At 62.6% G+C, this 15,410-nt stretch carries 19 protein-coding genes; 7 read left to right on the forward strand and 12 right to left on the reverse strand.

The features are described 5' to 3' along the window. Positions 1-310 precede the first annotated feature (310 nt). Positions 311-2,170 carry an ABC transporter ATP-binding protein gene (locus AC07OF_RS24360; protein ID WP_157191952.1) on the forward strand — a complete coding sequence of 620 codons (1,860 nt, stop codon included), beginning with the start codon at positions 311-313 and terminating at the stop codon, positions 2,168-2,170. On the opposite strand, the gene AC07OF_RS24365 is transcribed toward AC07OF_RS24360, so the two are convergent. The 4 genes from AC07OF_RS24365 to AC07OF_RS24380 form a co-directional block, all read right to left on the reverse strand. Then, on the reverse strand, positions 2,154-2,618 hold the full coding sequence (locus tag AC07OF_RS24365) for an NUDIX hydrolase (protein ID WP_495073586.1): 465 nt from the start codon (positions 2,616-2,618) through the stop codon (positions 2,154-2,156). The genes AC07OF_RS24360 and AC07OF_RS24365 overlap by 17 nt on opposite strands. 111 nt (positions 2,619-2,729) lie before the next feature. After that, the gene (locus AC07OF_RS24370; RefSeq protein ID WP_495073587.1) at positions 2,730-3,362 is read right to left on the reverse strand and encodes a BRCT domain-containing protein; all 633 of its coding nucleotides are present in this window, start codon (positions 3,360-3,362) and stop codon (positions 2,730-2,732) included. 13 nt (positions 3,363-3,375) lie between these two features. Next, positions 3,376-3,765: a hypothetical protein gene (locus AC07OF_RS24375; RefSeq protein ID WP_495073588.1), complete on the reverse strand. Its 390-nt coding sequence runs from the start codon at positions 3,763-3,765 to the stop codon at positions 3,376-3,378. Positions 3,766-4,497: 732 nt separating this feature from the next. Continuing rightward, on the reverse strand, positions 4,498-5,052 hold the full coding sequence (locus AC07OF_RS24380; RefSeq protein WP_495073589.1) for a UPF0149 family protein: 555 nt from the start codon (positions 5,050-5,052) through the stop codon (positions 4,498-4,500). A gap of 172 nt (positions 5,053-5,224) precedes the next feature. Between AC07OF_RS24380 and AC07OF_RS24385 the strand changes: the two genes are divergently transcribed. The 6 genes from AC07OF_RS24385 to AC07OF_RS24410 all read left to right on the forward strand — a co-directional run bounded on the left by AC07OF_RS24385 (position 5,225) and on the right by AC07OF_RS24410 (position 9,035). Then, positions 5,225-5,458, forward strand: a complete 234-nt coding sequence (locus AC07OF_RS24385) for a helix-hairpin-helix domain-containing protein (RefSeq protein WP_157191957.1) — start codon at positions 5,225-5,227, stop codon at positions 5,456-5,458. 100 nt (positions 5,459-5,558) lie between these two features. Continuing rightward, complete coding sequence (locus tag AC07OF_RS24390) at positions 5,559-5,783, forward strand: MbtH family protein (RefSeq protein ID WP_038609386.1); 225 nt, start codon at positions 5,559-5,561, stop codon at positions 5,781-5,783. A gap of 10 nt (positions 5,784-5,793) precedes the next feature. Beyond that, a complete protein-coding gene (locus AC07OF_RS24395) occupies positions 5,794-6,513 on the forward strand; it encodes a thioesterase II family protein (protein ID WP_157191958.1) in 720 nt (239 codons plus the stop codon). A gap of 71 nt (positions 6,514-6,584) precedes the next feature. Beyond that, on the forward strand, positions 6,585-7,136 hold the full coding sequence (locus AC07OF_RS24400; protein WP_038609392.1) for a hydrolase: 552 nt from the start codon (positions 6,585-6,587) through the stop codon (positions 7,134-7,136). A 77-nt stretch (positions 7,137-7,213) separates the two neighbouring features. Further along, positions 7,214-7,882, forward strand: a complete 669-nt coding sequence (locus AC07OF_RS24405) for a hypothetical protein (RefSeq protein WP_191833812.1) — start codon at positions 7,214-7,216, stop codon at positions 7,880-7,882. Between the two features lie 73 nt (positions 7,883-7,955). Further along, entirely contained in the window at positions 7,956-9,035 is a 1,080-nt protein-coding gene (locus AC07OF_RS24410) for a DUF1615 domain-containing protein (RefSeq protein WP_157191961.1), read from the forward strand. 122 nt (positions 9,036-9,157) lie between these two features. Here the strand turns inward: AC07OF_RS24410 and AC07OF_RS24415 are convergent, their stop codons facing one another. From AC07OF_RS24415 to AC07OF_RS24450, 8 genes are read right to left on the reverse strand one after another with little or no spacing between them, the layout of a single operon-like run. Further along, complete coding sequence (locus AC07OF_RS24415; protein WP_495073590.1) at positions 9,158-10,069, reverse strand: metal ABC transporter substrate-binding protein; 912 nt, start codon at positions 10,067-10,069, stop codon at positions 9,158-9,160. Further along, a complete protein-coding gene (locus AC07OF_RS24420) occupies positions 10,066-10,965 on the reverse strand; it encodes a metal ABC transporter permease (RefSeq protein ID WP_191833815.1) in 900 nt (299 codons plus the stop codon). The genes AC07OF_RS24415 and AC07OF_RS24420 overlap by 4 nt, the downstream gene beginning before the upstream one ends. Further along, positions 10,965-11,714: a metal ABC transporter ATP-binding protein gene (locus tag AC07OF_RS24425; protein WP_495073591.1), complete on the reverse strand. Its 750-nt coding sequence runs from the start codon at positions 11,712-11,714 to the stop codon at positions 10,965-10,967. The genes AC07OF_RS24420 and AC07OF_RS24425 overlap by 1 nt, the downstream gene beginning before the upstream one ends. Further along, entirely contained in the window at positions 11,711-12,631 is a 921-nt protein-coding gene (locus AC07OF_RS24430) for a metal ABC transporter substrate-binding protein (RefSeq protein ID WP_157191965.1), read from the reverse strand. Before AC07OF_RS24430 ends, AC07OF_RS24425 begins: the two co-directional genes overlap by 4 nt. A gap of 14 nt (positions 12,632-12,645) precedes the next feature. Continuing rightward, positions 12,646-13,215 (reverse strand): DUF6162 family protein, encoded by a 570-nt coding sequence (locus tag AC07OF_RS24435; protein WP_495073592.1) that lies wholly within the window; start codon positions 13,213-13,215, stop codon positions 12,646-12,648. Beyond that, positions 13,212-13,532, reverse strand: coding sequence for a hypothetical protein (locus AC07OF_RS24440; RefSeq protein ID WP_495073593.1), 321 nt, complete (start codon positions 13,530-13,532; stop codon positions 13,212-13,214). Before AC07OF_RS24440 ends, AC07OF_RS24435 begins: the two co-directional genes overlap by 4 nt. Then, on the reverse strand, positions 13,532-14,068 hold the full coding sequence (locus AC07OF_RS24445; RefSeq protein WP_157191967.1) for a PA2404 family protein: 537 nt from the start codon (positions 14,066-14,068) through the stop codon (positions 13,532-13,534). Before AC07OF_RS24445 ends, AC07OF_RS24440 begins: the two co-directional genes overlap by 1 nt. Beyond that, positions 14,065-15,270 carry a PepSY-associated TM helix domain-containing protein gene (locus AC07OF_RS24450; protein WP_157191968.1) on the reverse strand — a complete coding sequence of 402 codons (1,206 nt, stop codon included), beginning with the start codon at positions 15,268-15,270 and terminating at the stop codon, positions 14,065-14,067. Before AC07OF_RS24450 ends, AC07OF_RS24445 begins: the two co-directional genes overlap by 4 nt. Between the last annotated feature and the right edge of the window lie 140 nt (positions 15,271-15,410).

A 15,410-nucleotide genomic window follows, 5' to 3' on the forward strand; every position in this document is an offset into this window, starting at 1 on the left:
CGGAACAGAATTCCGAACCGCTAGATTTGGATATCGGTGAGCGGGATAGCTGTTGGCTCAAAGCGTGCCCGCGCGGTTGCTTCTGGTCGTTTCCGCCCTTCGCGACAGGCAGCAATCGGCCATAACCCTTCCCGACAACGGCCCTTTTTAGCCCTGCCAATCGTGTCTCTGGCAAGGTATGAGAGCCCCGCATCCGGCAACCCAACACTCAGAGCCTGCAGTTAACAGCGCCATACCTCAACTTCGCAAATCCCTCAAAGCAACAGTTCGATGGCAGAATCTGCTGAATTTGATCGTTTTGGAGACCACCATGCTTGGTGCATTTGAGCGGAAGCTCGACCCCTTTCCTCCTGACGAGGTACCGCCACCACCCGAGGGTCTGGCTCGGTTCCTGTGGGCCTGCACACGCGGCGCCCGCGGCTATATTCTTGCGTTTGCGCTGCTCAGTGCCAGCGTGTCGATCTACGAAGCCTGGCTGTTTTCTTTCCTCGGTCAGGTCGTGGATCTGCTCGCCACCTGGCAGGCAGGGGGTGAGGCGGCGGCGCAGGAAAGCCGGGTGTTGTGGGGCATGGGGATCGTCATGGTGTGTAGCATCGGGCTGGTAGCCTTGCGCACCATGGTGCAGCACCAGATATTGGCGATCAACCTGCCATTGCGACTGCGTTGGGACTTCCACCGTTTGATGCTGCGCCAAAGCCTGTCGTTCTTTTCCGATGAGTTTTCCGGCCGGGTCACCACCAAGGTCATGCAGACTGCGTTGGCCGTGCGCGACCTGCTGTTCACCCTGATTGAGATCGCCCCCGGGATTGGGGTGTATTTCATTGCGATCATCGCCCTGGCAGGCGGTTTCGCGCTGAAACTGATGCTGCCTTTCGTTGCCTGGGTGGTGTTGTTCGGCCTGGCCATGCTGTACTTCGTGCCGCGTCTGGGGAAGGTCGGGCAGGAACAGGCCAATGCGCGGTCGATGATGACCGGACGTATCTCTGATGCCTACACCAACATCACCACAGTAAAGCTGTTCTCCCACTCCAATCGTGAAGCGCACTTCGCACGTGCCGCGATGGAGGACTTCAAGCAAACCGGCTTTCGCCAGATGCGCCTGGTCAGCCAGTTCGAGATCGTCAACCAGGCATTGGTGGTGGCGTTGATCATGGCGGCCGGTGGCTATGCTCTGTGGCTTTGGCACCAGGGTGAAGTCGGCGCCGGTGCCGTGGCGGCAATCACTGCCATGGCGTTGCGGATCAATGGCATGTCGCACTGGATCATGTGGCAGATGACGTCGCTGTTCGAGAGCATCGGCACCGTACAGGATGGCATGGCAACCCTTACCCGCGGCCCCAAGGTGAAGGATGCGCCGGATGCGGGTGCGCTGGTGACCACCGGCGGGGCAGTAACCTTCGACAATGTCAGCTTCAACTACAGTGGCGAGCGCCAGGTGCTCGATGGCCTGAGCCTGCACATTCGCCCGGGTGAAAAAATCGGCCTGGTAGGCCGCTCCGGCGCAGGCAAATCCACGCTCATCAACTTGCTGCTGCGCTTCTATGACGTCGACAGCGGACAGATTCGCATTGACGGACAAGACATTGCACAGGTGACGCAAGACAGCCTGCGCAGCGCCATCGGCATGGTCACCCAGGATACGTCACTGTTGCACCGTTCCATTCGTGACAACATCGCCTACGGCCGACCCGATGCGAGCGACGCACAAGTCCGTAGCGCCGCAGCCAGTGCCCAGGCCGATGAATTCATCAGCCAACTGAGCGACCGGCAAGGCCATACCGGTTACGACACCCTGGTGGGCGAGCGCGGCATCAAGCTTTCGGGCGGCCAGCGCCAGCGCGTCGCGATTGCCCGAGTGATGCTCAAGAACGCCCCGATCCTGCTGCTTGACGAGGCTACCAGCGCGCTGGACTCCGAAGTCGAAGTGGCCATTCAGGAAAGCCTCGATGAAATGATGGAAGGCAAAACCGTGATCGCCATCGCCCATCGGCTGTCCACGATTGCGGCCATGGATCGGCTTATTGTCATGGATGAAGGACGCATCATCGAGCAGGGTACCCACACCGAGTTGCTCGCAAAGAACGGCATTTATGCGCAACTGTGGCACCACCAGAGTGGCGGGTTTCTGGGGGAGGATCGGGGGGTGGCCGAGGTTATGGATCAGGGGTGAGCATGAACGGCCCGGGGATCTGCGGGCGGCTGCTTTGGGGCTCCACCAACGTGTCAGTCAGGTGCACCAATGCCCGGCAAAAGACCGGATGACAAAGGGCAAATGGCAAGTCATCAAGTGGAGCCCAGAAAAACCTGAAAGTGTGGCCGTGGTCGTCTAGCGTGTTGTGAGCCCATTGATCTGGCAACACTACTTGCGGCTCACACAGTTGAAACGACCATATCTGATCCAGATGCCCGGCATCCCAGCAGCCCAAATCGCTGACAACCGTGGCCGAGTCGATCCCGGATTCCTCTTTCAATTCGCGAAGCGCGGCCTGGGCAGGTGATTCACCAGTCTCGATGGTGCCTTTGACCAGTTGCACTCCAGCCAGTGGATGCTGGAACAATAGAATGCAAGGGTCAGGCGAACGGCGGAGGATGACGGGGCAGGCCTTGTTGGGTGACATGACGATCTCCTTATCGGCAAGGAGGCAATCATACCTCTTGGGCGAGCGTTTCCGCGTATATGTGACCACTTGGGCTCGTGTTAGTCCCGTGAGTGGGGCTGGCACTCTACCTCATCCAAACACCGCCCTCTGCCAGTGCTCCTCACTAACAATTGCAATCCCCCCACCAGCCTCCCTGATTTCCACCGCCTTCTTGATCTTCGTCCCATAACTACTGTGCAACCACTGCTCATTGCCGACACTACCCACCACCAGATAGTGCACCTTCTTGCTCACTGAACCGCCAATCAATCCACCTCGCTCAAGCACCAGCGCTTCGCACTCTTTGCGTGGTCCAAAGGCCATGGCCCCGGTAAACAGATATACCCGTTCCGACCAATCCAATACGGGGGCGGGATTGTTCAGAGGCAGGGTGGTTGGCGCAGCAAAGGGCCTGACGCTGCTGTTGGGGACGCCAGTGAACTGTTGGAGTACATCCAGTAGTTCCGTCGACTCGTCGGCATCCAGAACCCCGTCGCTGAGCATGTCGGCCAGGCGTCGGTAGAGCAGGTTGATGACCGGATCATCGAGGTGGGCCAGGTGCTGTTCAATCCAGCTTTTGAGGAACTCGGCTTCCTGCTGATTGATGCTGCTATCTGCCGTCATACCTGCAGCGATGCCGAGCAACGCATCGGCAGAACGCCGGTCGATCCGGGCCTGATGATAGAAACGGCTGTTCTGGAATTCCTCATGCAAATCGACCATGACGCAACGCTCCTCAATCTTCGATTTCAACCTGCGGGTTGTAGTACTTGCTCTGATCCGGGGTAAAGGTCACCACCATGCCGGTGCGGCTGCAACTGAGGGTCAGTTCCGCGTTGGTGTCGATCTGCAGGTCTTCGCCGCGCAGGCCTTGCCATTGGGCGAGGTATTTGAGCGAGCCGTACTTTTCGCGTTTTTTCAGGGTGCGTTCCACGCCGCCTTTCCAGCCCAGTACCGGCAGTTCTCCGGCGAGGCAGCGTCGGGCGATGTCGGGGTGCTTGACGGCGCGTTCGCGGCCGATTTCCCAGCAGCGGATCAGGCCGTTGTCCGGGCCTTGCCAGGTGTCGATCCAGGTGAGGGCAGGGCGCAGTGCGAGGTGGATCGGGCGGTGGACAATGCTGCTCATTCAGCCTCCCTGGCTGGTTGTTTTTGTTGGGGTAAGGCGGTTTCGAGAGTGCGATGCTACTAATTGGCCATTATTGGTGTCCAGCGTTGAAAAATGAAGATGTTGAGCGGTAGTGCGGGCTGTTTATTTGGGGGGCCGGGTTGCGACCGCTTTGCGGTCGATCGCCGGCTTCGCCAGCTCCTACAGGTACTGTGGTGTTTGTGGGGGCACCAAGTCTTTGTGGCGCTCAGGCTGGCCATAAGGGTCAGCCAATGAATATAGCTACCTAGGTGCAATCCACACCTAAGCCGACGAAGTTTGTGCCAGGAATTACGAATGAAGAGGGGCAACGCATAAAGCAAGAGCGAAGCGAATTGTGCTTTTGATCTTGATCTGCTTTTGACTTTGATCCACCGGCCCCGTTAACCAGTAGGGCTGAGAGGAGGTGTCGTGGAGGGGCTAGCGCGCAGCGCCTTCGGCGTAGCCGAAGTTGCGAAGCGTAGAGTTGCTTGCAACTCGTAGCTCGCAATGCCCCGTAGCGGCACCGGAGCGAAGGGACCCGAAGCGTAGCGTAGGGCCCCTGGTGGGGCGAGCCCTTTGTGTTCCTTCGGGCTGGGCCGGCACACCGGCGTTTGCCAAAGGGACCCGCCGTAAGGGCGGAAAGGTGACTGAGCGCCACCTTCGCCAATGGATATGCCCACAAATCAGAGGGCCGCATCGCGGGGCAACCCCGCTCCCACCGGGGTGGGTATATCAGCGCTGACCTACCCAATAATCATGCAAAGCCCGCGCAGCCGGCTCAATCGCCGCCACCCGCTGACGATGCAGCACCACATCCAGATCCACCGGCAACTCATAGTTATCCTGCTCGGCGCAATCAGTGATCACCTGCAACCGACCCGCCAGCCCCTCGGGCAGCTCCGGCCAGTTGCCGACAGCAACCCCACGCACATAGCCAAAGCACCATTCCTCCGCCAGCGTCAGCGGCTGACCGCGATGCTCGGTCTGTTCGAAGCGCGCCTTGAACGCCTGTGGCTCGCTCGCCAGCTGGACCGCCAGCGTATTGAGATGACGCACACAGAGGTCGATAAAACGCCGGCACTCTTCAGGCTTTTGCCATTCCGGCGTCTGCCCGCCCCAGATCGCCGGGAACCACTCGGCAATGTCCACCTGCACCGGGCTCGACACCAGCGCAGTGAAGTAGCCGTCCAGCTCGGACGGGTTGAGCACCGAATGGTCGTCGCCGTACTTGAGCAGGATGTCTTCGATGAACTCGAACTCGCTGGGGCTGAGAGGTTGGGCTTGCATAAAAAGGATCCTTGGCGAGGTGAGCGTGAAAAAAAGCGGGGAGGATGGACCTTCGCGACGAATTTTTCCAGTCTGGACAACACTATAAGCCGTGCCCAAGCCCTCCGACACTGGTCTTTGCCCGGTAACTGTGGCCTGCTGGGCGCTCTTTTGACAGAACAAGGACGTCATCATGTCATTCCCTGCGAACGAGCGCGCAGCCCTGCTGGCGCTCAAGGGCGTTGGCCCCACCGTGGTCGAGCGCCTCGAACAACTGGGCTATCACTCCCTGGCCCAGCTGAGCCAGGCCGATGCCCTGGAGATCGTCACCCAAGCCGCATCCCTGGTGGGCTCCAGTTGCTGGAAAAACAGCCCGCAGGCGCGTGCGGCGATTCAGGCCGCCATCGCCCGGGCGCGGCTTGGTTGAGTCCGCTCACCACACTAAATTCCAGCGCAGGCATTTCGTTCTCTTGGTAGCCACCGTACGCCAGCTGTGCGGCGGGCCCATTCAATCCAGGAGACAGGCAATGACATCCGTATTCGACCGCGACGACATCGTGTTCCAGGTAGTGGTCAACCACGAAGAGCAGTATTCCATCTGGCCCGACTACAAGGCTGTGCCCGCCGGTTGGCGTACCGTTGGCAAGAGCGGCCTGAAAAAGGAATGCCTGGCCTACATCGATGAAGTCTGGACCGACATGCGCCCGCTGAGCCTGCGCCAGAAAATGGCCGAAACCGCAGCGTCGCACTGAGGGCCGGCTTGTGTCGTCACTGACCCTGTTGTGCCTGCCGTATTCCGGGGCCAGCGCCATGGTCTACAGCCGCTGGCGGCGCAAGTTGCCGGCCTGGCTGAACCTGCGCCCGGTGGAGTTGCCCGGGCGCGGCGCGCGCATGGGCGAGCCGCTGCAAACCGATATGCAGTTCCTGGCACGGCAGCTGGCCAGTGAGCAGCGCCTGGCCGCCAGTCAGCCCTATGCCTTGCTGGGCCACAGCCTCGGGGCCCTGGTGGCCTTCGAGCTGGCCCACGAGCTGCAGGCCCTGGGCTGTTCGTCGCCGGTGGCGCTGTTTGCCTGCGGCACGGCGGCGCCGACCCGCCGCGAAGATTACAACGACGGCAACTGGCGCGAGCCGAAAAGCGATGCCGCGTTGATCGAGGAGCTGCGCAAGCTCAAGGGCACGCCGGAAGAGGTACTGGCCAATCAGGAGCTGATGAGCCTGACCTTGCCGGTGCTGCGCGCCGATTTTCTCCTGTGTGGCCGTTACAGCTACCGTCAGCGCCCGGCGCTGCATTGCCCGCTGCATGTGCTGGGTGGCGAAGATGACCGCGCCACTGAAGAACAGCTGCTGGCCTGGCGTCGCGAAACCTTGGGTGATTTTTCCCTGGAGACCTTCCCCGGCGGCCACTTCTTCATTCATGAGCATGAAGACCGGGTGCTGGGTGTGCTCGGCGCTGCGCTGGAGCCCCATCGCTTGTCGGCCTGATACTGAAGCATTGACGCAGCGGCCAGCGCTGGGCGAGCCTTGGCGGTTCAACCACGACGCAGGTGCAAGGAATGTTGATCAAGCCGAATCAGGCCAGCTTGCTGGTCATCGACGTGCAGGAAAAACTCATTGGTGCCGTCAGTGACCCGGCCGGTACCCTGGCGCGCACGCGCTGGCTGATGGCCGCCACTGCCGAGCTGGGGCTGCCGACGGTGATTTCCGAGCAGTACCCCAAGGGCCTCGGGCCGACCGTCGCGGCCCTCAAGCAGGCGTCGCCGGAGGCACAAGTGGTGGAGAAACTGCACTTTTCCTGCGTTGCCGCTCAATGCCTGCCGGCGTCCTTGCTGGCCCGTGAACAGGTGATTGTCTGCGGCATGGAAACCCATATCTGCGTGCTGCAAACCGTGCTCGGTCTGCGCGCGCTGGGCAAGCAGGTGTTCGTGGTCGAGGATGCCTGTGACTGCCGTGGCGCCCACAACCAGGCGGCGGGCATTGCCCGTATGCGTGATGCCGGAGCGCAGATCGTCACCCGCGAGATGGTGCTGTTCGAACTGCTGGAAAGCTCGGGCCATGAACAGTTCCGCCACATCAGCAAGACCTACATGGTTGGCGAACAGCCCTGAAGCATGCACGGGCAGGTGGCTCGGGGTCGGCAAGTGCATTAGAGTGCGCGGCAAATTCATAACGACAGGATGTTCCCATGAAAGCCCGTGCCTTGCTGCCCCTCGTTTCCACTCTGGTGGTTGCCGCCATGCCTGTGGTTGCCCAGGCCCAGGCCAGCCTGGCCCAGGTGTTCAACGGCGAAATGCTCGGTACCAACCTCAAGTACTTCGAGTCGGTTGCCGGTGTTGCCCGTACCAGTTTTGGTGACACGCATACCTACAAGGTGCAAGGCTGCGAGATCACCGCCGACGCTACAGGTGGCACTGTCCATCAACTGCGCCTCGCCCTGTCGCCTGCCTGCAAGGCTGACTTGAGTTCTTTCATCGGCGACTTCGCGCCGCCCGCCAACCAGCCGCTGACCTTCGCTGCGCTGCACCAGTCCACTGGCGGCCCGCTGGAGTTCTATGCCGATTGCCTGGAGATGTGCGGCAACGCCTACGACCCTTCGGTGTATGCACTGTGGGAAGGTCCGCGGGCGATCGGTTTTACCCAGGTTCTGGTCGAGGCCATGCTCACCGATGACGCCGCCATCGACGCCGCGGGCAAGTGGAGCACGGAGATGAAAAAACACAAGGGCGAGGATTTCGTCATCGACAACAAGTACAACTGCGAGCGCAGCTTCGATCCGATTGCGCTGCAGAGCTTCAAGCCGGTGGCGATCACTGCCGTGACCATCGGTACCCAGCTGAGCAAGCCAGGTTGCTGAGCAGCAGCCTGATTGCAGTCGGGCATGGCCCTCGCTACTGTGCTGGTGTTACCGCAAGAGGCGAGGGTGCTGCATGCAAGTTCGAGGTCTAGTTCTGGCCGTTGCCGTGTTGTTGACGGTGCAGGGCTGCGTTACTCAGCGCGAAGAGCCTGAGGCGGAGCCGGCCAAGGTGCGGGCGCAGATCGTGCGCTTGCTGCCTGCCGCAACCAAGGACCGTGAAGGCTGGGCGCGCGACATCCAGACCGCCTTCACCACGCAGAAGATCAGCCCCAGCCGCTCCAACCTGTGCGCGGTGCTGGCGGTGACCGAGCAGGAGTCGACCTTCCAGTCCGACCCGCAGGTGCCGGGCCTGGGCCGTATCGCCCGCCAGGAAATCGACCGCCGCGCGGCCAGCCTGCATATCCCGCAAATGCTGGTCAACGCTGCATTGCAGACCCGCTCACCCAACGGCAAGAGCTACAGCGAACGGCTCGACGCCGTGCGCAGCGAAAAGCAGCTCAGTGCGATTTTCGATGACCTTATCGGCACTGTCCCCCTGGGCCGCACATTGTTGGGCGACCTGAATCCGGTGCGTACCGGTGGGCCGATGCAGGTCAGCATTGCCTTCGCCGAACGCAATGCCCGCGACTATCCTTACAGCCATACCGGGACGATCCGCCAGGAAGTCTTCAGCCGCCGTGGCGGCATGTATTTCGGCATCGCTCACCTGCTTGGCTACCCCAGCCACTATGAGCGCCAGGTGTACCGTTTTGCCGACTTCAACGCCGGTTGGTATGCCAGTCGCAATGCGGCGTTCCAGAGTGCCTTGAGTCGTGCCAGCGGAGTGAAGCTGGCGCTGGATGGCGACCTGATCGCGCCGGGGGCGATCCTGCCGGGTACCACCGAGAAGGCTGCGCGGCGTTTGGGTGAGCAGCTTGGCTTGCGTAACCCGAGCATTCGCGATCAGCTGGAGAAGGGCGACAGCCTGGCGTTTGAACAGACCCGGTTGTATAGCGGGGTCTATGCCCTGGCGGAAGGCAAATCCGGTAAGCCGTTGCCGCGGGCGCAGTTGCCGGGGATTGAACTGAAGAGCCCGAAGATCACCCGCAAATTGACCACAGCCTGGTTTGCCAACCGCGTGGATGAGCGCTATCAGCGGTGCATGAAACGCTGAGCTTAATCAGAAACAGGGGGCTTGCTTGCGGTGGGAGCGGGCTTGCCCCGCGATAGCAGTTTTTCAGTCACATCGCATCGCGGGGCAAGCCCGCTCCCACCGGGTTCACAGCTCCCGCCGGGTCAGCCGGCGATCAAGGCATTCACTATTTGCTCAACACTGGACTTCAACCCCACCAGCGTATCTTGTGGATCAGTATCCACCACCAGCAGCTTGGCACCTGAAGCGGCAATCACCTGCGCCACTTCCTTGCTCGGCTGCTTGTGATGCAGCACCAGCGCCACATCCTGCCCCTTGAGCTCATCACCCAGGCGCTTGAGTGCCGCCGCATCCCACTGGTCGTCCGCCACCCGCGGGTGGTCGATCAGGTCCAGGTTCAGCCCGCTGATCAGGTAGTCCAGACGGTCCGAAAGATTCACCACACTAAGGTTGTCAGCCTCGGCCAGGCGCGCTTCGCTCCCTGCGCTGAGTTCCAGCAACTGACGCTTGAGGCTGGCCAGGTTGGCCTGGATCTTCGGCTGCTCGCCCGGGCTCAGGCGGCCCAGGTCGTTGGCCAGCACATCGGCCATGCGCCCGAAGTTGCTGGGGTTGAGCCACGGGTAGGCGGCAAAGGCATTGCTGCCTTGCACGGCGATCCCCGGCAGCGCGCCGTCCACCGGGCGGGCGGCGTCGATTTCGACGATGCGGATATTGCTGCGCCGCGCCACCGGATACAGCGGGTCGTCGCTCCAGATCGAACGCAGGGCGATCACCGCATCGGCCTGGCTCGCCGCTTTCTGCAGGCTCGCGCCACCCCGGCCACTGAAGTAGGACGGCTGGCGCGACGCCGGAATGTTCGCCGGCGCGGCGCGCTGCAGCTTGACCGCGGTGCCGTCGAGCAGGGCGCTGGCCAGGGCGTGGGTGACCGGCAGCGAGGCGAGTACGGTGATGCCCGCCGCTTGCTGGGCCGCAGCCGGGGCGTTCTGCGCCAGGCCCAAGGTGGGCAGGCCGGCCAGGGCCAGCGCCAGGCACAGGTGCTTGAGATCGAAGGTCATGCCGGATTTCCTTGCAGGCGTGGGACAAGGCCGCGGGCCAGGGCGGCGAGGGCGAAGCAGCAGCCGGCGACGAGGATGATCGCCGCGCCCGAAGGCACCGGCAGGTCGAAGACGATCGGCAGCAGGATGCCGACCAGGGTGCTCAGGGTGGCGATCAGCACCGAGGCCCAGAAGAAGCCCTTGAGCGACTGGCTGATCAGGCGTGCGGCAGCGGCCGGAATCACCAGCAGAGCACCCACCAGGATCGCGCCGATGACCTTCACCGCCGCCACCGTGACCAGCGTCACCAGCACCACGAACAGGTAGTCCAGGCTCTTCACCGCCACACCACGCACCGCCGCCAGCTGCGGGTTGAAGCTGGCGAGCATGATGCGGTTGTACAGCGGCAGGGCCAGCGCCAGCACCAGCGTACCGACGATGCCGAGCACCAGCAGGTCCTGGCCGCTGACGGTGAGCACCGAGCCGAACAGGACGTTTTCGAGGATGTGCACGTTGATCTTGCCGGCCAGCATCAGCAGCAGGCTCGCACCCAGGGCCAGGGACACCGAGAGGAACACGCCGATCAAAGTGTCTGGCGACAACCCGGTGCGGTTGCGCAAAAAGTTCAGCAGGATGCCGAACAGCAGGCAGTAGCCGAACAGACTGCCATACGGGCCGGTGTAGGGTTCACCGAGGAGGATGCCGATGGCCACCCCGGTCAGCGCTGCGTGGCCGACCGCTTCGGAGAAGAAGGCAAAGCGTTTGACCACCACCAGGGTGCCAAGCCCGCCGAGTACCGGGCCGATCATCAGGCCGGCGAGCAGGGCGTTGACCACAAAGCCATAGGCCAGGGCCTCAGGCAGATAACCGGAACTGGCCCAACCCTGGATCAGCAGGCGAAATTCTTCGTAGTTCATCAGGCGACGCTCTCGCTGCGCGGGTGGATGGAGAACAGGCTGAGCAGGCGATCCGGCGTCAGGGCCTGTTTCGGCGGGGCATCGAACAGCACCCGGCGGCTGAGCCCGGTGACCTTGTCGGCCAGGCGCGCCACCGCTTGCAGGTCGTGTTCGATCCACAGCACCGTGGTGCCAGCGGCGCGCCAGTCCAGCAGCAGGCGTTCGAACACCTGGATGCCGGCTTCGTCCAGCGCCGACATCGGCTCATCCAGCACCAGCAGTTGCGGGGCCGGAATCAGGCCCTGAGCCAGCAGCACGCGCTGACGTTCACCACCGGAGAGGGCGCCCATACGGCGCTTGCGCTTGTCGAGCATGCCGACCCGCTGCAGCGCTGCGTCGATGGCCGGGGCAACCTTGCGCGACAAACCAAGAAAAGCCGGGCGGCGCTGGCACATGGCAGCCATGAAATCGTCGACGGTCATCGGCAGGCCACGGTCGAACTCCAGCGCCTGCGGCACATAGCCGATCACCTGGGCATCCGTCGGCCAGGTCAGGGTCAGCTGGCCCTGGTGCGGCATCTGCCCGAGCAGGGTCTTGATCAGCGAACTCTTGCCGCCGCCGTTGGGCCCGACCAGGGCGTGAACGCTACCGGCGGCGACCTTGAAGCTGACCTGGTCGAGAATCCGCGTGCGCCCCAGGGTCAGGTCGATGGCGGCGAACTCGATGTCCGGCCCGCATGGCTGGGTGATGACGGTTTCGGCGACGGTCATGCCTGCGACTCCTTGATCGCGCGGACCACGGTGTCGAGGTTGCGCTTCATCTCCACTTCGTACTTCTCCTTGCTGTAGTCGCCGTAGGAGATGTGCGTCAGCGGGTAGATCTTCACCCCGGACTCGCGCTGGATGGTTTCGACATAGGCCGAGGGGAAGTCCATCTCCGAGAAGATCACTTTCACATCCAGGGCCTTGAGCTGATCGATGGTTTTCTTCAGCTGGCTGGGGCTCGGCTCGATGCCGTGAGCCGGTTCCACCACGGCGGTGACTTCCAGGCCGAATTCACGCACCAGGTAGTCGTAGGCGGCGTGGATGGTGGCAACGCGGAACTCCGCGCCCGGCGCTTGCGTGACCTGGGCCAGGGCGTCGGCGCGCAGTTTGCGCAGGCGTTTGGCATAGGCGCGGGCGTTCTGGCTGTAGTACTTGGCGTTGTCCGGATCGAGCTTGCCCAGCTCGCGGGCGATGTTGTTGACCTGGGCGATGCTGGCGCTGATCGACAGGAAGGTGTGCGGGTTGACCACCTTGCCGGCACCGCGCGCCGCCACACCGGTGGCGGCCAGCAGCGGTACGTTGGTGTTGGATTCGATCACGGTGATCTGCGGCTTTTCGCTGGCGGCGATCATGCGGTCGGCAAAGTCATCGTGGCCGATGCCGTTGAGCACCACCACATCGAGGCTGCCGATGCGCTTGATGTCTTCGGCCCGTGGCTCATAGGCGTGAGGGTTGAAACCGGCCGGAATCAGCGGCACCACTTCGGCCTTGTCGCCAACGATGTTGGTCACATAGCTGTAGTACGGGTGCAGGGTGATGCCGATACGCAGCGGTTTGCCATCGACGGCGGCCTGGGCCAGGCCGGGCAGAGCCACAGCAATGAACACAGTCAACAGACGACGGGCGAGGGCGGAGCGAAGCATGGGGCGTCCTTGTGTCAGTGGCGATGCTGGCGGGTGACACCAGCGTCGTAGTGGGCGGCGATCTGCTGCCAGCCGGCGGCGATCAGAGCGGCGGGGGTCAGCTCGGCAGGCGCACGGGCATCAGCCTTGCGCTGCAGCCAGACATCGGCGGCGCCGTCGTGCTGCGCTGGCACCAGCATGAGGAAACTGCCGGCCACGCTAGGTGACTGGCTCAGGCCGAGGTAGGCCTGGTCAGCGAGCAACTGCCATTGATGCTCGCCACGGCTGGCGCTGCTGGCATCTTTAACAAACGGCGGGAAGCCTTCTTCGACCAACACTGCAACCTCGACCAGGGGCGGGTCTTCTTCGCGGCGCAGCTGGATTTCTTCGAAGGCCACCCGCAGGTCGGCGTACACCCCTTGCTCGGCGGCGCTGAGGTCGCGCCGGGCATCGAGTTGATGGGCCTCGATGCTGACTTCGTCATGGCGCTCGCCGCGCAGGGCGACGATGCCCGCAGCCACGGCGAGGATCAGCAGGCTGACCAGCAACACATACAGGGTTTCATGTCCGGCACCGGCTGGGCGCACCACCTGGACCCGGCTCATTGCTCGATATCTGCGTAGTCGATTTCCACCACGTGACCGGGGCCGGCGTCGAACAGCACATAGAACTCGCCTGCAGGGCGCTTGAAGGTCAGCTTGGAGTTTTCCCCGAGCTTGCCGGGCACGAGGATTTCCTCGTTGTAGCCGATCACGTCGAGGGTCACCCCCGGCGCGCCGCTGCCATCGGAAAAGCCGCCGGTGCACTCGATCTGCTCGCCGTCGATCGGCTTGCACTCGCACATCGGGTTATGGGCCAGCGCCGGGCTGGCGGCACCGAGCAACAGCAGGGGCAGGAGCACCTTGTGGACGGTGGACTTCATCATTTGCCTCCTTGTTTGGTCAGCCAGGCGACGGTGGCCGGCGATGCCTTGGCCAGCGGTACGGAAGCCTGGTGCATGCTGCCGTCCCAGCCTTCGAGGGTGATCCAGATTTCAGCGTCCGGACGGGTCTTGAGCGGAATCGGCAGGCTGGTGCCCATGCGGTACGGCGGGCCGAAGAAGATCGTGCCGGCGGCGCGCAGGCTGCGCGGCTTGCCGATGCGCAGGTAGACCGCCTTGACCTGGTCAATGCAGGTCTTGCAGATGCTGGCGTTGAACACCTTGAAGTAGCCGGCCGGGCCGTCGGCCACCGGCGCCTCGTTGCGCAGTTCGGCCAGTTGTACGCTCCAGGGGCCGACCGGGATCTCCCCCAGCTCCCGTTCGCCGAGTCCGTTTTCGCCGCGGAACAGCGCCTGGTCGGCAAAGTACTTGGGCATGAAACCCAGCGGAATCAGCAACAACAGAATGTTCAGGTGAAAGCGCCATTTGTGCCAGAAGCGGCTCAGCGGGCTTTGTGGCGCAACTGCTGCCTTGCTCATAGGCTGGCCTCCGTAGCGGTGTCGGCGTCGGCGTTGCTGGCTTTGCGCGGTGCGCGTTCGCTGCGTTTGAGTGCCGCAGCGGTGGCCTGGGCGGTGCGCTTGGTCCAGATCAGCAGGCCGCTGAGGACCATCATCGACAGCACCAGGCCGAAGAAGGCCCAGATCAGTTTGATGGTCAGGCCGCCGAAGTCACCGGTGTGCAGCGGGCGCATGGATTCGGTGACGAACTCCAGGGCCGAGCGGTCGCTGACCAGAAATTGCGCTTCGATCTTGCTGTTGTACGGGTTGACGTTGACGGTCTGGAACATCAACGGATACCAGCCGCGCCCACCCAGGTAGACGTGGGCGTAGGCGTTTCCGGGCAGCGACACGAAACTCACGTCGAGGCCGGCAATCTGTTCTTTGGCGATGCGCGTGGCGTCATCCAGGCTGATGCGTGGCGCGGGCTCGCCGGCGGCGGTGAGCGGCACGTCTTCGCGGGCAATCACCGGCACGATCGGCTCGGTGGAAATAGTCACGTGGTTGTCGGCCAGGATTGCCTGGATCAGGAACCAGGTGCCGGTGATGGAGATCACCGCAATGAACCAGATCGACCAGATCCCGCTCAGGCGATGGAAATCGCCCCAGAAGATCCGCGCGCCATGGTTAAAGCGCAGGGTCGGTTTAAAGAAACCCTTCCAGAACCGTTTATAGACCACTAGCCCTGTGACCAGCGACGCCAGCATCGGCAGGCCGAGCAGCGACACCAGGTACCAGCCCCAGCTGTAGCCGTTGGTGAAGGGCACCAGCCACCAGCCGTGCAGGGCGCGGGTAAACGCCTCGAAGCTGAACGCCGGGCTCTTGCCCTGGATTGCCCCGGTGTAAGGGTTGACGTACAGGGTCGGGGCGCTGCCATCGGGGTAGGTGACGGACGCTGTGAGGGCGAAGTGCGAGCCGTCCGGCTGGCTAATGGAGTTCACCGCCATGTCCGGTTCGGCCTTGTGCAGGGCATCGAGCACTTGCTGGAAACTCAGGCGTTCGGCGTCATCGCCGGGCTTGCTGGCGCGCACATCGGGGTTCGCCAGCCAGACGATTTCCTGGCTGACCACCGCCAGGGTGCCGGTGACGCAGACAATCAGGACGAAGAACCAGATCGGCAGGGCGAGCCAGCTATGGACCAGGAACCACAGTCTGGATTTGGACTTTTTCGGTTTTTGGGACATTGCAGGGGTCTTTTCAGGGAAATTGAGGTCGAGGCGATGCTCAGCCTTGGGACTGCACTAGATAGGACGAATGAGAATCGTAAAACCCGCAGCCTTAGTTGAAAGTAAATGTTTCAGAGATGCTGAGCGATATGCCTGTC

The sequence above is a fragment of the Pseudomonas sp. GW821-FHT10B02 genome (genome assembly GCF_059415665.1).